The 17,908-nt window shown below is 52.1% G+C and carries 15 protein-coding genes; 13 read left to right on the top strand and 2 right to left on the bottom strand.

Annotated features, from left to right (window positions below; translation table 11 throughout):
* Position 1 precedes the first annotated feature (1 nt).
* Positions 2-595, top strand: coding sequence for a LysE family transporter (locus tag ACMP1L_RS11595; RefSeq protein ID WP_177303333.1), 594 nt, complete (start codon positions 2-4; stop codon positions 593-595).
* Between the two features lie 54 nt (positions 596-649).
* Here ACMP1L_RS11595 and ACMP1L_RS11590 read toward each other — a convergent pair whose 3' ends face one another.
* Positions 650-2,059, bottom strand: coding sequence for an alanine/glycine:cation symporter family protein (locus ACMP1L_RS11590; protein ID WP_418453101.1), 1,410 nt, complete (start codon positions 2,057-2,059; stop codon positions 650-652).
* Between the two features lie 160 nt (positions 2,060-2,219).
* Between ACMP1L_RS11590 and ACMP1L_RS11585 the strand changes: the two genes are divergently transcribed.
* The 3 genes from ACMP1L_RS11585 (at position 2,220) to ACMP1L_RS11575 (ending at position 6,310) form a co-directional block, all read left to right on the top strand.
* Entirely contained in the window at positions 2,220-3,401 is a 1,182-nt protein-coding gene (locus tag ACMP1L_RS11585) for a CCA tRNA nucleotidyltransferase (protein ID WP_418453100.1), read from the top strand.
* Positions 3,402-3,501: 100 nt separating this feature from the next.
* Positions 3,502-4,479 carry a spore coat protein CotS gene (locus tag ACMP1L_RS11580; RefSeq protein ID WP_418453099.1) on the top strand — a complete coding sequence of 326 codons (978 nt, stop codon included), beginning with the start codon at positions 3,502-3,504 and terminating at the stop codon, positions 4,477-4,479.
* Positions 4,480-4,573: 94 nt separating this feature from the next.
* Positions 4,574-6,310: a phospho-sugar mutase gene (locus tag ACMP1L_RS11575; RefSeq protein ID WP_418453098.1), complete on the top strand. Its 1,737-nt coding sequence runs from the start codon at positions 4,574-4,576 to the stop codon at positions 6,308-6,310.
* An 82-nt stretch (positions 6,311-6,392) separates the two neighbouring features.
* Here the strand turns inward: ACMP1L_RS11575 and ACMP1L_RS11570 are convergent, their stop codons facing one another.
* Positions 6,393-8,039, bottom strand: a complete 1,647-nt coding sequence (locus ACMP1L_RS11570; protein WP_418453097.1) for a L,D-transpeptidase family protein — start codon at positions 8,037-8,039, stop codon at positions 6,393-6,395.
* 205 nt (positions 8,040-8,244) lie between these two features.
* Here ACMP1L_RS11570 and ACMP1L_RS11565 point away from each other — a divergent pair, with 205 nt between their 5' ends.
* From ACMP1L_RS11565 to ACMP1L_RS11525, 9 genes are read left to right on the top strand one after another with little or no spacing between them, the layout of a single operon-like run.
* On the top strand, positions 8,245-9,255 hold the full coding sequence (locus tag ACMP1L_RS11565; protein ID WP_118732663.1) for a glycosyltransferase family 2 protein: 1,011 nt from the start codon (positions 8,245-8,247) through the stop codon (positions 9,253-9,255).
* 17 nt (positions 9,256-9,272) lie between these two features.
* Positions 9,273-10,727: a lipopolysaccharide biosynthesis protein gene (locus tag ACMP1L_RS11560; protein WP_418453096.1), complete on the top strand. Its 1,455-nt coding sequence runs from the start codon at positions 9,273-9,275 to the stop codon at positions 10,725-10,727.
* Complete coding sequence (locus tag ACMP1L_RS11555) at positions 10,724-11,812, top strand: ATP-grasp domain-containing protein (RefSeq protein WP_418453095.1); 1,089 nt, start codon at positions 10,724-10,726, stop codon at positions 11,810-11,812. Before ACMP1L_RS11560 ends, ACMP1L_RS11555 begins: the two co-directional genes overlap by 4 nt.
* Positions 11,809-12,933: a DegT/DnrJ/EryC1/StrS family aminotransferase gene (locus tag ACMP1L_RS11550; RefSeq protein ID WP_118732574.1), complete on the top strand. Its 1,125-nt coding sequence runs from the start codon at positions 11,809-11,811 to the stop codon at positions 12,931-12,933. Before ACMP1L_RS11555 ends, ACMP1L_RS11550 begins: the two co-directional genes overlap by 4 nt.
* The gene (locus tag ACMP1L_RS11545; protein ID WP_118732573.1) at positions 12,930-13,652 is read left to right on the top strand and encodes a glycosyltransferase family 2 protein; all 723 of its coding nucleotides are present in this window, start codon (positions 12,930-12,932) and stop codon (positions 13,650-13,652) included. Before ACMP1L_RS11550 ends, ACMP1L_RS11545 begins: the two co-directional genes overlap by 4 nt.
* Before the next feature lie 21 nt (positions 13,653-13,673).
* Complete coding sequence (locus tag ACMP1L_RS11540) at positions 13,674-14,972, top strand: lipopolysaccharide biosynthesis protein (protein ID WP_418453094.1); 1,299 nt, start codon at positions 13,674-13,676, stop codon at positions 14,970-14,972.
* Positions 14,962-15,906 (top strand): glycosyltransferase family 2 protein, encoded by a 945-nt coding sequence (locus ACMP1L_RS11535; RefSeq protein WP_177303341.1) that lies wholly within the window; start codon positions 14,962-14,964, stop codon positions 15,904-15,906. The genes ACMP1L_RS11540 and ACMP1L_RS11535 overlap by 11 nt, the downstream gene beginning before the upstream one ends.
* Positions 15,903-16,253, top strand: coding sequence for a DUF2304 domain-containing protein (locus ACMP1L_RS11530; protein ID WP_118732570.1), 351 nt, complete (start codon positions 15,903-15,905; stop codon positions 16,251-16,253). Before ACMP1L_RS11535 ends, ACMP1L_RS11530 begins: the two co-directional genes overlap by 4 nt.
* Positions 16,234-17,898, top strand: coding sequence for a DUF2142 domain-containing protein (locus ACMP1L_RS11525; protein WP_243025639.1), 1,665 nt, complete (start codon positions 16,234-16,236; stop codon positions 17,896-17,898). The genes ACMP1L_RS11530 and ACMP1L_RS11525 overlap by 20 nt, the downstream gene beginning before the upstream one ends.
* Positions 17,899-17,908: the final 10 nt, after the last annotated feature.

Below are 17,908 nucleotides of genomic sequence, written 5' to 3'. Positions count from 1 at the left end.
CATGTCTCTATCTGTTTTTATAGAAATGACCCTTTCGGCCATTCTTACCGTATGGTCGCCGGGCCCCAATAACATCCTGCTGCTTTCCAATGCCAGTAAATATGGCGTGTGCGGAAATCTGCGTTTTATGGCCGGAATCTGGAGCGGTTCCCTGACGTTGATGTGTCTTTCAGGCTTGTTTTGCAGTACGCTTGGAAGTATTATTCCCGGAATTCAGCCAGTCATGAAATATCTGGGCGCCGCTTATATCCTGTATCTGGCCTGGCAGACCTGGCGCAGGCTTCCTCCGTCGGACCAGGTCCAGGAGAAGATGCCTACCTGGAAACTTGGATTTTTCCTTCAGATGATCAATGTCAAGATCATTATCTATGGACTAACCATGTTTTCTGCATACATTTTACCCTATGAAAGCAAAGTGCCTGTACTTTTTATCTTTGCTGTTTATCTGATGATTCTGGGAGCATTTGGAAACCTGCTCTGGGCTTTTGCGGGAAATGTGCTGAAAACATTATATGGTCAGCATTACAGAATTATGAATGGAATTATGGCACTGCTTCTGGTCTGGTGTTCTCTGAGGATTGTAGGTGTGTTGTAAACAAAAAAGGCTCTGTGCTTTCCGAAAGGGAGTACAGAGCCTTTGTTTTCATACTTACAGATTTTTGTTTTCTTCGTACTGCTTTAATAGTTCCAGTGCTTCCTTTGACATCGGATACAGCACCGCAATATTAAACAGCGTCATCAGTCCGATCCCGACATCGCCCAGATCCCAGACAACCGTGTACTGTTCAAGACCACCGATAAACAGCATGATAAGAGCCAGCACCTTGTAGGCAGTCTGGTAACACCAGCGGTTTCCAAAGAGGTATGCCACATTGGAACGGGCGTAGAAGAGAATGCCGATGAAGGTGGAGAAGCTGAACAAAGCCAGGGTCACTGCAATAAAAATGACACCGGCATATCCCAGGTGGTACTGCATGGCAGTCTGCAAGAGATCCATGCCGGTAAGGCCGCTTGTCAGCTCTTCCGGAACCAGCAGCATGATCATGGCAGTACAGCTGCAGATTACAATGGTGTCAATCAGAACACCAAGCGACTGGGTCAGACCGGTACGGACCGGATCTTTGCTCTGGGCGGCGGCAGCCGCGCAGGGAGCGGAGCCGGAACCGGCTTCATTGGAAAACAGGCCGCGCTTGACCCCGTTCATAAGAACAGCTCCGAAACCGCCGGATACCGCCTGACGCATGCCGAAGGCCTCTGAAAAGATACGGCTGAATACGGACGGAAGCTTTGGCAGATTGACCAGGATGATGAACAATGTAAGCAGGAAAAAACCAACCGCCATGATCGGAACCATAATATCTAGAACTTTTATGGTTGCGTTTTTCCGAAGCACAATGACTGCAGCCAGTAATACCAGAAGGATCGTGGTGACGATGGGCGGAATCCGGAATGCGTTGGCAAAAGCAGAGCTTACGGAATTGCTGATTACCTGGCTGATGCCGCACCAGCAGATCAGGCCGGAGATGGCAAACAGGGAGGCAGTCAGGGAATGTCTGAGGGTTTTTCCGGTTTTTGCTTCGACAAAATGGTGAATGTAGTAAGCCGGTCCTCCGTGATAGCCGCCGTAAAGAGGGTCCGGTTCTTTGTATTTTTGAGCCAGGGCAGCTTCTACAAAGGCAGTAGAAGCACCGAGAAGGGCAGTCACCCACATCCAGAATACGGCACCGGCACCACCCAGGGAAACTGCAGCTACGACGCCTACCAGATTTCCCATGCCAACACGGGTGGCAGTGGAGATGATGAGCGTCTGAAATGAGGACAGACTGTCCGGCGTTTCTTTTTTCTCTTTCAGGGCTTTCATCATGTCAGAGAACAGGCGAACCGGAAGCAGCCGGGTACGGATGGTAAAGTAGACTCCGGCCGGGATGAGCAGCAGAAGCATCAGGGAGATGCCCACAGAGCTTCCCATGACCGGAAGGGTAAACAGATCACCCCATAAAAAGGCATAAACGGTTTCAATGAGCTTTGTAATCAATGGTAAAAATCCTTTCTGAATCATGTTTTGGCAGCTGCGCAGGGAGGCGCAGCTGCTGCAATGGCTCTATTATATAATTTGTAGCGCAGTTTGTAAATCCGGAAGTCATTCTTGTTTTTTTTTAGGATGACCTTTATAATGATTCTGAAATGTTGGAACAAACAGGAAAGAGAGAATTTACGATATGAACAGCATGCAGATTCCTGCCCATGTGGAGCAGATCATTCATACCTTAAACAGTCACGGCTACGAGGCCTTTGCGGTAGGCGGCTGCGTGCGTGACACCCTGCTTGGACGCAAACCCGGCGACTGGGATATTACTACTTCCGCAAGGCCGGAACAGGTAAAGGCACTGTTTCGCCGAACCATCGACACCGGCATCCAGCACGGCACAGTAACTATCATGATGGATCGCACCGGTTATGAGGTGACGACATATCGCATTGACGGCGAGTATGAGGATGGACGTCATCCGAAGCAGGTGGAATTTACTTCAGATCTTCTGGAAGACCTGCGCCGCAGGGATTTCACCATCAATGCCATGGCCTACAGCCATGCGACCGGGATTGTGGATGCCTTTGACGGTGTGGCAGATTTAAAAGCTCGCCGTATCCGCTGTGTGGGTAATGCCATGGAGCGCTTTACGGAGGATGCACTGCGCATTTTACGTGCTATCCGTTTTTCCGCGCAGCTTGATTTTGAGATTGAAAAAGAAACCTTTGAAGCAATTTCCGTGATCGCGCCGAATCTGGCAAAGGTGAGCAAGGAGCGCATCCAGATGGAGCTTACCAAGCTTCTCTGCTCTGAGCATCCGGGAAAGATCCGCGAAGTCTATGAGACCGGCATCAGTACTTATGTGTCACCGGCCTTTGCCGCGCTGGACTGGCAGAATGCCCGGGTATCTGCAGCGCTGCCGAAAGAAAAATATGTGCGCTGGGCAGCCTTTCTTCGCTGCGGAAACAGTCCGGAAAACGCAGTGCGGGTACTTCGGGATTTAAAGCTGGACAATGAAACGGTGTCCAGGGTAAAGACCCTGGTGACCTGGGCAGATGTAACCCCTGCGGCCGATGAAGCTGAGGTACGCCGTATGATGAGCTGCATGGAGCCGGAGGTCTGGGACAGCCTGATGGAGTTAAATGGCTATGGAACGGAAATTCGTGCTCTGGTTGCCCTGATCCGCAGACGCGGCGATTGCTTAAGCTTAAAAGAGCTTGCCGTAAAGGGCCAGGATCTCATTGCCGCCGGGGTGAAGCCAGGCAAAGAGATGGGGACCATGCTGCATGAGCTGTTGGAGCATGTGCTTGAGGTGCCGCAGGATAATGAGAAGGAGACGTTGCTGAAGCTTCTTGCAGATATGCACAGATAGGAAATTTATGGCAGAAATGTATAATCCCTGAAATCTTTTCATAGGTTGGAGAGTAACAGTTGCGGCGCCGGACCGCCGCGCATGAAGTGGAGGGGTGAGCGTGAATGACAGCTATCTGGAGGTCTTAAAGCAGTACGAGGGAGAGGTGACAGGTGTCCGGCGCGGACGGGGTGCATGGATCTGTGAGTACCCGGACGGGCCCCGGCTTTTAAAAGAGTACCGGGGAACAGTAAAGCGCCTTGAATTTGAGGACGCGGTGCTGGGACAGCTGGAACAGCAGGGGCTCTGCAGGACAGACCGTTATGTGAGAAATCTGGAAGATGGTCTGGTGACAGCAGGGCCGGATGGAGTAAAATACATTCTGAAGCGCTGGTTTTTGGAGCGTGAATGCAGCCTCAGGGACCGGCGCGAGATCCTTTTTTGTGCCAGACAGATCGCGCAGCTTCACCGGGGACTGCAGGAAATTCCCTGGCAGGAGGAATGGAACTTAGGATCTACGGTTGCACCGGTTTTATCGGAGGAGATGGCGCGCCACAGCCGGGAGATGAGGCGGGTGAGAAATTTTATCCGGGGAAAACGCAGAAAAACAGAATTTGAGTTACAGGTCATGCAGAGCTTTGACGCGTATTACGCCCAGGCTCTGGAGGCAGAAAAGGGGCTGGAGCCGCTGGATCAGAATCAGGCGGGAAACCGGCTCTTTTTGTGTCACGGGGATTTAGATCAGCATCATATTTTACCGGGAGATCAGGAGGCAGTGTTCATTGAATTCAGCCAGATGCATCTGGGACATCAGGTGAGCGATCTGTACCGGTTTATGCGGAAGGTCATGGAGAAGCATGGCTGGGATGAATATCTGGGATGCTCTATGCTGGATGCTTATGATGCCATGCTTCCCATGAGCCGTAATGACCGGCGCTGCCTGTATTTTCTGTTTTTATACCCGGAGAAATACTGGAAGCAGTTAAACTATTATTACAATGCAAACAAGGCCTGGATCCCGGAGAAAAATATGGAAAAATTAAAGACGCTGGAGTCGCAAAGGGAGGCAAGAAGGAGATTTCTGTCGAGAATAAAATAAGTACCACAGACAGGTTCATCTTCCTTTTTTTTCCTCATTGCGGTATAATTAAAACAGTTTTAAATATGAGGGAGCACAGGAGGAATGTGTTTTTATGAAAGACTACATGAAGATTTACCGGGAATGGCTGTCCAATCCGTATTTCGATGAGGATACCAAGGCAGAGCTGAAGGCGATTGAGCATGATGAAAACGAGATTAAAGAACGTTTTTATATGGATCTGGAGTTCGGTACCGCAGGACTGCGCGGTATTATCGGCGCCGGTATTAACCGCATGAACATCTATGTGGTACGCCGCGCGACCCAGGGTCTCGCAAACTACATCATCAGGCAGGGCGGCAGTAAGAAGGGCGTTGCTATCGCCTACGATTCCAGACACATGTCTCCGGAGTTCGCTGATGAGGCAGCACGCACCCTGGCAGCAAACGGTATCAAGGCTTATAAGTTTGAGTCCCTGCGTCCGACTCCGGAGCTCTCCTTTGCAGTGCGCGAGTTAGGCTGCATTGCCGGCATTAACGTAACCGCAAGCCACAACCCGCCGGAGTATAACGGCTATAAGGTATACTGGGAGGACGGCGCTCAGTTTACTCCGCCGCATGACAAGGGTGTAACGGAAGAGGTTCTGGCCATTGAGGATCTGTCCACCGTGAAGACCATGAGCGCAGAGGATGCTATGGCGGCCGGTCTTTATGAAGTGATCGGCAAAGAAATTGATGACAAATATATTGCTCATGTAAAAGCACAGGTTGTAAACCAGGATGCCATCGACAAGATGCAGAAAGACATCACCATCGTTTACACCCCGCTCCATGGAACCGGTAACATCCCGGTACGCAGAGTGCTGAAGGAAATCGGCTTTGAGAATGTATATGTGGTACCGGAGCAGGAGCTTCCGGATGGCGATTTCCCGACCGTAAGCTATCCGAACCCGGAGGCAGCAGAGGCGTTTGCCCTCGGCTTAAAGCTGGCTGAGGAGAAGAACGCAGACCTGGTTCTGGCAACCGACCCGGATGCAGACCGTCTTGGCGTTTATGTAAAAGATACCAGATCCGGCAAGTACATTTCCCTGACCGGTAACATGTCCGGTTCCCTGCTGTGTGAGTATGTCCTGAGCCAGAAGGCAGCAAAGAATGCAATCCCGGCAGACGGCGAAGTGGTGAAATCCATCGTCAGCACCAACCTGATCGATGCAGTGGCAGCTTCCTACAACTGCAAGCTGGTAGAGTGCCTGACCGGATTTAAGTGGATTGGCCAGCAGATCTTAAAAGAGGAGCGCACCGGTGTTGGTCATTATATGTTCGGTATGGAAGAGAGCTACGGCTGCCTGATCGGCACCTATGCCCGCGATAAAGACGCGGTTTCCGCAACCGTTGCCCTGTGCGAGGCTGCAGCATACTACAAGACCAAAAACATGACCCTGTGGGATGCAATGGTAGCAATGTATGAAAAATACGGCTACTACAAGGATGCAGTCAAGTCCATCGGACTGTCCGGCATTGAGGGTCTGGCAAAGATCCAGTCCATCATGGAGCATTTCCGTAACAACACTCCGGAAGGTTTCGGCGAGTATAAGGTACTTTCCGCAAGAGACTACAAGAACGATACTATCCGCGACATGGCTACCGGTGAGGTAACCCCGACCGGCCTGCCGTCCTCCAATGTGCTCTATTACGACATGAACGACAACGCATGGCTTTGCATCCGTCCGTCCGGCACTGAGCCGAAGATCAAGTTCTACTATGGAATTAAGGGAACTTCCTTAGAGGACGCAGACGCGAAGTCTGAGGCACTTGGAAAAGCATTGATGGCAGAAGTGGACAAGCTGCTGTAAATTAAGAATACGTGATACAGAAAAATCCCCCGTGAACTGCCAGGCAGCTCACGGGGGATTTTTTTGTGCTTTTACAGGAAATTTACTGATTCTGGAATTTTGCCAGGATCCGTGCGGTTTCTGCATTGATCATATCCTGGGTTACGTTCGGGTCACTCGGATCCCAGGTCTGCTCAAACGGAATCTCTGCTGCAATGGTCGGACGCTCAAACGGGCCTGCAACGGAAGAATTGTAAACCTGTACGGTAGTTCCCAGTGCACAGTGGTCATAAACCCATTTTGCGTCACCGCTCACCAGTCGGATGCAGCCTGCGGAACGGGCGATACCCATGTTGTTGTAGGTGCTTGCCCATACAGTCATCGGGTTTGCGGCGTCGTAGATGATGGAGTGGATCAGAATCGGAAGTCCTGCACCGAGACGGGTTGCATACTGGGTGTATACATCATGGATCATCAGTCTCCAACGGTATTTTTCCGGAGTCTTGAAGGTGCCGACCGGGGTATCATCACCAACGGAGGTCAAGAAGGATTTTACCGGGATGATGTAGCCGTTTCCGCCATCCTGCGCGTAAATGGTCATGCAGTTCATTTCCTTGTTGATCTTGATGAGATACGGACCATCGCTGCCAAGCAGGGATTCGACATCGCTCCACATCTTGCCGTCTTCTCCGAAGTAGTATTTCAGGCCGTCGATGTACTGCCAGCCGGTTACCGGAACGGAGTCCTTAAAGTAGTAGCGGTCACTGCCAAGCCAGCCCCAGCCGGTGTAGCTGTCGCCGTTGCCGTGGATATAGCGCATCTGGCCGTCTACATACTGGATGCCATCTGCATGGGCAGATTTTAAGGTGTTGGAGGTATCAAGGCCGCTGGCGGTATTTTTGGCGAAATAAGCAAGACGGAAACCGGTCAGGTAAAGTCCGGTGTTCATGGTACCTACGGTCTCGCCGTTTTTACCCCATCCGGTCTGGGTGCCGTCGCTTAACAGGGCAGAATAGTAAATGTCATACTGGTCATTCACCGGGCCTGCGAAGCGGTACTGGATGGCCTCAACCGGATGCCAGGCATTGCCGTCAAAGAACGTCTGCTGACCGTTTAATGCCCAGCCGGTCCAGCCGGTGGAGGAGTTATAAGCGCGGTACAGCACGTTTCCGAAAATATTTTCCAGAAAGGTGGAAATGGAAGAAAACGGCACGCCGTCGGTTGTGATCTGCTGGTCGTTGACAAAGGCGCCGGACCAGTTATGGCTGTCATTTAAGAGAACCGTAGTCTGCAGGCGCGGCTGACGCAGAGGAACGGAAAGGGGGCCGGTGTGGCTGGCTTCTGCTTCAGCCTCAGCGGCAGCCTGCTCAGATTCCAGCTGGTTTGCCTGATCCTCGGTCAGGGCATTGTCCTGGCCGCTCGTAACGTCCTGGGAAGCTTCGGAAGCCGGGGCGGATTCCGGTGCGGTGGTCTGCACGTTCTCTGCCTGGGATGCGCCTGAAGTTTCCGTGGTGGTGGAACCGGGAGCTTCCGTGGAGAATGTGTGGCCGTCAGAAGTGGTTTCTGTGGAAGCTGCAGTGCTTCCCGGACCGACAGCTCCCGGACCGGTCACCTCGGTCTTTTTGGTAGTGTCAATGACGCCGCTGGTTGCTGCGGTGGCATCTGTTGCCGCAAGGGCGCTGGTAACAGATCCGGCCATCATTATGCCAGCCATCAGCAGTGCGAATCCTGCTTTTGTATGTTTACGCATGGTTAAAAAACCTCCTGAAAATAATAAATATACCATTCATTGTTAATCTATCATAAATAGGGTGAAAAGACCATATCTGATTTACAATTTATTGGCAATCATGTAAAATAAAAGGGATTAGCAATAAAAATGTAAGGGAATTGTCACAGAGTTGGGAAGAAAAGGAAAAAACAGGATCATGATGGTGCACGAAGAAAAAAAGGATATGGAAAATAAAAGGAGGGAACCTGGTTTTGAAGCAGAGTGCAAAGGCTCCGGCATTATGGTCAGTGTCTGCTGTATCACATACAATCAGGTCTCCTATATCCGGGACGCGCTGGAGGGCTTTGTGAACCAGCAGACAGATTTTGCCTATGAGGTCCTGATCCACGATGATGCGTCCTCAGATGGAACGGCAGAGATCATCCGTGAGTACGCAGAACGGTATCCGGACCGGATATTCCCAATCCTGCAAACGGAAAACCAGTACTCAAAGGGACTGACCAACGTCAGCGGAACCTTCAATTTTCCGCGGGCCAGAGGAAAGTATATTGCCATGTGTGAAGGGGACGACTACTGGACCGATATGCACAAGCTTCAGAAACAGGTGGATTACCTGGAAGCGAATCCGGGCTGTTCTCTTTGTTTCCACAGCGCAAAGATCGAGGTGCAGGGAAAGGCACTGACGGAGCATGCCATGCGTCCCTATAAGGGCAGCCGCATGATCTCTCCGGAGGAGATCATTGACAAGACCTCCGGATATCCCACGGCATCCCTGATGTTTTACCGGGAAATGGTAGCGGAGCTGCCGGAATTTTATAACAACGCACCCATCGCGGATATTCCGCTGCAGCTGCTTTCTGCAAACCGCGGCTGGGCCTGGTACATGGATGAACCCATGTGTGTGTACCGCCTGGGCGGTGCGGCTTCCTGGACTACTCTCATGAAGCAGGGGGATTACGAGAAAAAGCAGCAGGATTATGCGGAGGCCATGACGGCAATGTATCATGGCTTTGATGCTTTCAGCGGAGGCCGGTTCCACAACACGGTGGAGCATGCCATCCGGCGGCTTCTGTTCCTGACCCGGGTGAACACCAAACATTATGAAACTGTATTAAATAAGGAAAACCGGGAATTTTACCGGGAACTGAATGCAAGGACAAGGTTTTTTATCCGGTTTGAGACTTCGGCACCAAAACTGTATGGGTGGCTGCAGAAGCAGTTTCACCAGAAATAAAATCGAAAGAGATCATTATGAGTAACGAAACAGGAATGAAAAATAAAGTGGCAAGCGGACTGTTCTGGAAGCTTCTCGAAAACGGAGGAGCCCAGGGCATCCAGTTTGTGATCGCGATCCTTTTAGCCAGGCTGTTAACTCCGGCGGAGTACGGTGTGGTGGGGATCATCATGATCTTTATCACCATTGCAAATGTATTTGTCCAGAGCGGTTTTTCCACGGCTCTGGTGCAGAAAAAGCAGGCTGACGAGGTGGATTTCTCATCGGTCTGCTATTTTGAACTTGCGGCATCGGTGGTATTTTATGCGTTGCTGTATCTGGCGGCGCCGGCTATCGCGGAGTTTTACGCAATCCCGGTATTAAAGCCCATTGTGCGGGTACTGGGTATCGTGCTGTTTCCGGGGGCAGTCATCTCAGTGCAGACGGCCTATGTGTCCAGGAACATGGAGTTTCGCGGGCTGTTTTTTTCCACCCTGGCGGCTTCGGCTGTTTCCGGCGTCATCAGTATTTTCATGGCGTACCGGGGGTTCGGCGTGTGGGCTATGGTATGGCAGCAGATCAGCTACTACATCAGCCTGATGATCGTGCTGTTTCTCACGGTTTCCTGGAAGCCGGGCCTGTGCTTCGGCTTTGACCGGATCCGGACCATGTTTGCCTTTGGATGGAAGCTTCTCTGCGCTTCCCTGTTAGATACGGTATTTAATAATCTGTATGGACTTTTGATCGGAAAGATATATAATGAAGAGTTGTTGGGCAGCTATAACCGCGGAGAGCAGTTTCCGAAGCTGATCGCCACCAACCTGGGGGCGGCCATTCAGGCGGTGCTGCTTCCGGCTTTTTCTGCCTGTCAGGATGACAGGGATAAGGTGCGGGATATGGTGCGCCGGGCCATCCGCTTAAGTTCCTTTGCGGTGATCCCGATGCTCATGGGACTGTTTGCGGTGGCGGATACGCTGGTGCTTGCCCTTCTGGGAGAAAAATGGCTGATCTGTGTACCATTTTTGCGGATCATGTGTGTTTCCTACTGCTTCTGGCCGATTCATATCACGAATCTGCAGGCCATCAACGCAGTGGGACGCAGCGATATCTTTTTAAAGCTGGAGCTGGTGAAGAAGGCTTTGAGTATTCTGGCCCTGGTCATCGGCATGCAGTTCAATGTGTTTATCATGGTGTGCATCAAGGCATTTCAGGATTTCGTGTGCACCTTTGTCAATGCGGCGCCGAACAAAAAGCTGCTTGGCTATGACATTGCCCACCAGTGGATGGATGTGGCCCCTCCGGCTGCATTATCTGTTGTGATGTGCGGAGCTGTCATGGTCTTTGGCACGTGGCTTCCGTCTATGTCGGTATGGCTGAAGCTTGTACTGCAGATTGTTTGCGGGGCCTTTGTATACATTGTGCTGGCGGCAGCCTTCCGCCTGGAAAGCTTCTGCTTTCTGGCAGGCATGGTAAAGGAGAGGCTGAAAAAATGATGGAGAATGAGGTTATGAAAAAAACAGTGATCGTTACGGCTATCGGGTCGTTTTCTGCCCAGAACGTGATTTCTGCCTGCCACAAGGCAGGTATGCGGGTTGTGGGCTGCGATATATACCCGGCTGAATGGGTGGTAAACTCCCGGGATGTGGATGTGTTTTACAGGGCACCCTACGCCACCGGCCGGGAACAGTATCGGAATTTTCTGAAAGAGCTTTGTAAAAAAGAACAGGCCAGCGTGCTGATGCCGCTGACTGATGTGGAAATTGACGTGATCCAGCAGTGGAGGACAGAACTGGCGGAGGATTTCAAAATGCTGGACGCAGAGGTCTGGCTTTCCGATGCTTCTGCTGTCAGCCTTTGCCGGAATAAGGAGAAGATGGAAGTGTTCCTGCGGGAGCGGAAACTCTGCCGGACCATTCCGGGTGTGCGCCTGGCAGAGCTTGAAACCATATCATGTTCCTATCCGCTGGTGGCCAAGCCCTTTGACGGACGGAGCAGCCAGGGCCTCCGGATCCTGGAATCCAGAGAGGATCTGGAATTCCTGCTGCATACCTGTAGCGAGGAGCAGAAACAGCAGTATCTGGTGCAGCCGAAGATCGACGGACATGTTATCACTGTGGATGTGGTGAGAAATCCGGAAACCGGACAGATATCCTGCCTGCCGAGGCGGGAGCTTCTGCGCACCTTAAACGGTGCGGGAACCTCAGTCTGCGTATTCCGAAACGGACTGCTGGAGCAGCAATGCCGGGACATTGCGGAAGCGGTGGGTATCCGGGGCTGTGTAAATATGGAATTTATCGAGGCAGATCAGGAAAAGAACGAGTATTATTTCCTGGAATGCAATCCGCGGTTTGCGGGCGGTGTGGCATTTTCCGGCGCTGCAGGCTACGATATGGCAGATGCCCATATACGCTGCTTTACCGGAGAAAAACTGGATGAGCTGTCCGTGACCGGCGAGCAGTACATTGCAAGACGGTACGCAGAGTATTCCATGAACAGCCAGGATAAAGCAGCTGGCGCAGGGCAGACGGACAGCCCGTGCAATGCCACAAGTCAGGCGAAGGGAGAGAATGACAGATGATAAAACGACATGAAGAGCCGGTTATGGTGACCCGTTCATCACTGCCGCCTCTGGAAGAATATGTGGAAATGTTAAAGCCCATCTGGGACAGCGCCTGGCTGACCAACATGGGCGAATACCATGAAACCTTAAAGGAAAAACTGAAAGCATACTTAAAAACGCCGAATCTGGAGCTGTTTGTCAACGGCCATATGGCGCTGGAGCTGACGCTGCAGGCCATGAAGCTGACCGGTGAGGTTATCACGACTCCCTTCAGCTTTGCCTCCACCACCCACGCTATCGTGCGAAACGGCCTGACTCCGGTATTCTGTGATATCAATGAGGAAGACTATACCATCGACGTGGACAAACTGGAAAGCCTCATCACGGAGAAGACCTCCGCAATTGTTCCAGTCCATGTATATGGAAATCCCTGCGATGTAAAGCGCATTCAGGAGATTGCGGACCGTCATGGCTTAAAGGTCATTTATGACGCAGCCCACACCTTTGGTGAGGAGCTTGATGGCGTTGGTATCGGTGAGTTTGGCGATGCCTCCATGTTCAGCTTCCATGCCACTAAGGTATTTCACAGCATCGAGGGCGGCGCGGTGGCATTTCATGACCCGGAATTAAAGGATCTGCTGTATCAGCTCAAAAACTTCGGCATTACCGGTTATGAGCAGGTGGAGTATGTGGGTGCCAACGGAAAGATGAATGAGTTCCAGGCGGCTATGGGCCTCTGCAACCTGCGCCATGTGGACGCGGACATTGCTAAGAGAAAAGTTCTGACAGAGCGTTACCGAGAGCGCCTGGGCGGCGTGGAAGGCATCCGTCTCTGCAAAGAAAAGGCTGGTGTGCGTTACAATTATGCTTACATGCCGGTGGTATTTGAGGGCTACGGCGCAGACCGGGACGAGATCTTTGCGGCGCTGAAGGAGTACAACATCTTTGCTCGCAAGTATTTCTATCCGTGCATCAACGATTACGCATGTTACCGGGAACAGTTCTCTTCGGATGACACACCGGTGGCAAAGCGGATCGCATCTGAGGTGCTGACACTGCCGTTATACCCGGATCTTTCCCTGGAAACAGTGGACGAGATCTGCGATATCATACTGAAATGTGGAGAAAAGTCGAAATGAACAAGGTGCTGATCGTGATTCCCGCCTATAATGAGGAAGCGAATATCGAGAATGTGGTACGGGAGCTGGAGGATAAGTATCCGCAGTTTGATTATATTGTGGTCAATGACGGCTCCAGAGACCGGACAGCAGCCATTTGCCGGGAAAACGGTTTCAACCTGCTGGATCTTCCGGTGAATCTGGGCCTTGCAGGCTGCTTTCAGGCAGGAATGAAATATGCTTACCATAAAGGATATGAATATGCCATCCAGTTCGATGGTGACGGGCAGCATCGGCCGGAGTTCATTGAGCCTATGATGGAAAAGATGAAAGAGGGCTATGAGATTGTTATCGGAAGCCGGTTTGTGAATGCGAAGAAGGACTGGTCCATGCGTATGCTGGGGAGTCGTCTGATTGAAATGGCCATCCGCCTGACAACGGGCGTGACAGTCAACGATCCGACCTCCGGCATGCGGATGTTCGATCGGGAGATGATCAAAGAATTTGCCCTGAACTTGAACTATGGACCGGAGCCGGATACCGTGTCTTACCTGCTAAAGCAGGGAGCAAGGGTGGCTGAGATTCCGGTGCACATCGCGGAGCGGGCCGGTGGCGAGAGCTATTTAAAGCCGATGGTGGCTGTGCGGTATATGGCGAGGATGCTTCTGTCGATTCTTCTGATCCAGAATTTCAGGAACAGTTCAGCCATGCGTCGTGACAGAAGCAGCCAGAGAATATAAACGTAACGGAGTACAATCACTATGAAACACTGGACGCACCTTCTCATGAAGACAGGGCTGAGCCTGGAAAAAGAGAATATGATCTGGAATATGACAGGAAGCTTCTTCTATGCCTTTGCCAGCATGGTGCTTTCCTTTCTGGTATTGCGCATTGCGGGGGAGGAGCAGGGAGGCATCTTTTCCTTCGGGTTCAGTACCGTAGGGCAGCAGATGTTTCTTCTGGCCTACTTTGGAATCCGTCCGTTCCACATCACGGATGGGACAAACCAGTACCGGTTCGGGGATTACCTGCATCACCGGTATGTGACCTGCGCCATGGCGCTGCTTCTCGGGGCCGGATATCTGGCGTGTATCGGTTATTCCTGGCAGAAGGCGCAGATTATTTTCCTGCTGATCGTCTACAAGGTGATCGACGGTTTTGCTGATGTGTATGAGTCGGAATTCCAGCGTCAGGGTTGCCTGTACCTGACCGGACGCTCCAATACCTTCCGTACGATTTTGTCGGTGGGGATATTTCTGGCCACGCTGATTTCGGGGGCAGGACTGTTTGCCGCCTGCGCGGCAGCGGTTCTAGGACAGATTGCCGGTGTAGTACTGTTTGACATTGTGGTTTTAAGAGAACTGAAGCGGGTGGATTACGGATGGAGCGCAAAGCAGGGCGTTTCCTTAACGGCATCGTCTATTCTTTTGTTTGTATCGGTGTTTTTGGATTTTTATATTTTTTCCGCTGCAAAATATGCCATAGATGCCCATCTGGGCGATGCGGCCAGCGGCTATTTCAATGTGATCTTCATGCCGACCTCCGTCATCAATCTGGCGGCGGGCTTTGTCATCCGCCCGTTTCTGACGTATCTGACGGACTGCTGGAATGAACACCGGTTTTCTGATTTTAAAAAGAAGCTTCTTACCATCATGGCGGTGATCGGCGGCCTGACGGTGCTGGCGGTGGGAGGAACCGTGGTGCTTGGCAGACCGGTCCTGGCACTTTTAGAGTGGCTGCTTGGCAAATCCTACAGCGGAACGCTGACGGCGCTGTGGCCGGCATTTATCATGATCGTGCTGGGCGGCGGCTTTTATGCAGTGCTGAATTTATATTATTATGCATTGGTGATCCTGCGCAGGCAGAAGCTGATTTTTGGCATTTACGCAGTACTGACTGTGCTTGCGGCCATTCTGGCACCGAGGCTTACGGTGGCGCTTGGAATCTTCGGCGCAGCGTTTGCCTATCTCATTTTGATGATCGTGATGGCAGCAGGCTTTGTGGGCGGTGCCTGGTTTGAGATACAAAAAGAAATACGGGAGGTGCGTCATGACAGTTGATGTTTTGATTCCGGTGTACAAGCCGGACCGGCGGTTTGCGAGACTGCTTCAGATGCTCAGGAAGCAGACGGTGCTACCGAACCGGATCATCATTATGAATACAGAAAAATCTTACTGGAACGCGGACGGATACCGGAATATCCCCGGTATGGAGGTCCATCATCTGACGAAGGAAGAGTTTGACCATGGCGGCACACGTAATCTGGCGGCGTGGTATTCCGAATCGGATATCATGATATTCATGACGGATGATGCAGTCCCCCAGGATGAGCATCTGATCGAGAACCTGCTGAGGGGGCTGGAACAGAAGGGACCGGAGGGTGAGACCGTGGCGGTGGCTTACGCAAGGCAGCTTCCCGCAAAGGACTGCCGCACGATCGAGCGTTATACCCGCGCCTTTAACTACCCGGATAAGCCCATGGTCAAGACGAAAAAAAATCTGGAAACCATGGGGATCAAGACGTACTTTGCTTCCAATGTCTGCTGTGCGTACCGCAAGGACATTTTCCGGAAGCTGGAGGGCTTTGTGAACAGCACACTTTTTAATGAAGACATGATCTACGCGGCAACGGCCATGGATGCAGGTTACGCGGTGGCCTATGTGCCGGAGGCAAAGGTGGTTCATTCCCATAACCTGACACCCATGCAGCAGTTTCACAGGAACTTTGATCTGGCAGTATCCCAGGCAGAGCACCCGGAGATTTTTGCGGAGCTGAAATCCGAGGGCGAGGGCATCCGCCTGGTGAAGCAGACGGCAAAATATCTGCTGGCGCATTTCCGGGGCTTTCTGATCCCGGAGCTTGTGGTCAGCAGCGGCTGCAAATATCTCGGCTATAAGCTGGGAAAACAGTATGAGAAGCTCCCAAGGAAGATGATCCTCTGGTGCAGCATGAGCCCGCTTTACTGGGAAAAGAAATGGAGAAGAAAATCATGATGACCATAACCCTGCGAATTGCGCTGATCCTGGTGTCCCTTGGCACCTTTGCCATGATCATGCGCAAGATACGCCAGTCCCGGATGCAGATCGAGAGCGCGATCTTCTGGATCGTGCTGGCCCTGGTGCTGGTGGTATACAGCGTATTTCCGAAGGTGGCCGATGCCTGCGCCAGTCTTCTGGGAATCTACGCAACAACCAACTTTTTATTTTTGTTTGCGATCTTTGTGCTGATTTTAAAGGTGTTCTTTATGAGCATCCATATCTCCCAGCTGGAAAGCAAGATCAAGGAACTGGTACAGGCCATGGCGCTTGAGGAGAAAAAATATGAAGAAGAGAAGCACTAGCCTGATTGCCGGGATCATGTGCCTGGCGGCTGCTGCGGCCTGGCACAGCCTGGATGTGCGCGCCGGAATCCATGAGACCGGTGCCTCCTGGCAGATGGGGCGGTATCTGCTGCTGATCGTGCTGGTTCTGGTACTGACCACGGTCTGCGGCTATTTCCTGCTTGAAAAGGCTGTCCCCTGCTCTCTGCCGAAGCTGGCAGTGCTTATGACGGGCGGTCTTGGCATCCTTTATCTCTTTGTTCTGCCGCCGCTTACGGCGCCGGATGAGATCAGCCACTATGTCAGCGCTTACCGGCTTTCTTCACAGATGACCGGGCAGCCCCAGCGGGACCGGTATGGCCGGGTGCTCTTGCGGGCGCAGGATGCCTGGATAGAAGACCTGAACGGGGATTTTGTGTATGAGCCGGATGAGGACGGCAATCTGCAGGTGACGGCTGAGAGCCGGGAACAGGCAGCGAAGCTGGGCGAAACGCTGGAGGAGTCCACCTACGAGCTGCTTCACAGCCTGGGCCTGAACGGGCAGTACGCTCCGGAGCGCACCGCAGAGATTGAGGCGCTGGGATCCTATGTCAGCTCCACCTACCCGCCGGTTACCACCACGCCTCTTGCCTATGTGCCTCAGGCCATCGGCATCAGCCTGGCAAGACTTCTGGGCCTGAACACCGTCAGCCTGCTTTATTTCGGACGATTCTGCAACCTGCTCTTCTTTGTGGCCATGCTGTATTGGTCCATGAAGCGGATCCCTTTCGGAAAGGAAGTGCTTTTCGGTGTAGCCGTGCTTCCCATGAGCCTGCATCTGGCGGCATCCTTTTCTTACGATGTGATGATCCTGTCCTGCATGTTTTTGCTGACGGCAGTCTGTCTGGATCTGGCCTATGAAAGAGCACAGGTCCGGGCGTGGGATATTGTGCTGTTAGCAGTCCTGGCTGCTGTGGCAGGTCCCTGTAAAATGGTCTACGCACCGATGCTGGGCCTGTGCCTTTTGATCCCTATGCAGAAATTCGGCAAGGTGCGAAACTGGTTTATCAGTGCCTTTGCAGTGGGAATAGCCTGGGGCATGGCCATGTATCTGGTAAACAGCCAGGTTATTGCCACCTACGCAGCCGCTACGGAGGCTGACAGCTACGTGGCCTGGGCCGGGGAGACAGGCTTTAGCATGAGCCTTCTCATCCATGATCCTGTGCTGCTGGTGCGGATGTTTTACCAGACACTGCTCTGGAATGCCAAGGACATGCATATCACCATGATCGGAGGCTGGCTTGGCAATCTGGATCAGGTGCTGGATGTGCCGTACCTGGCGGTCTGGACGTTTACCCTGTGTCTGACCGGCCTGGCTTTAAAAATCCCGGGAGAGCAGCTTCGCATGAGCGGGCGTCACAGAGTCTGGACCGGATTTTTATGTGCGGCCTGCGCTGGTCTTACCATGCTGTCTATGCTGATTGCCTGGACACCGGTCAGCTCCCGGGTGATCCTGGGTGTTCAGGGACGGTATTTCCTGCCATTTCTGCCAGTGCTTTTATTGGCGCTGAAAAATCAGACAGTGGTTTTGACAAAGGATAAAAACCGTAGTATATTGTATCTGATGTGCTGTCTGAACGGTTACGCCCTGGTGCGCCTGTTCAGCATCGTGTGCATCCGGCTTTAAATTTTATATG

Source organism: Ventrimonas sp. (assembly GCF_048380235.1).
Lineage (GTDB): Bacteria > Bacillota > Clostridia > Lachnospirales > Lachnospiraceae > Brotaphodocola.
The sequence above is the reverse complement of the archived record's forward strand: the minus strand, read 5'-3'. Positions and strand labels throughout refer to the sequence as shown.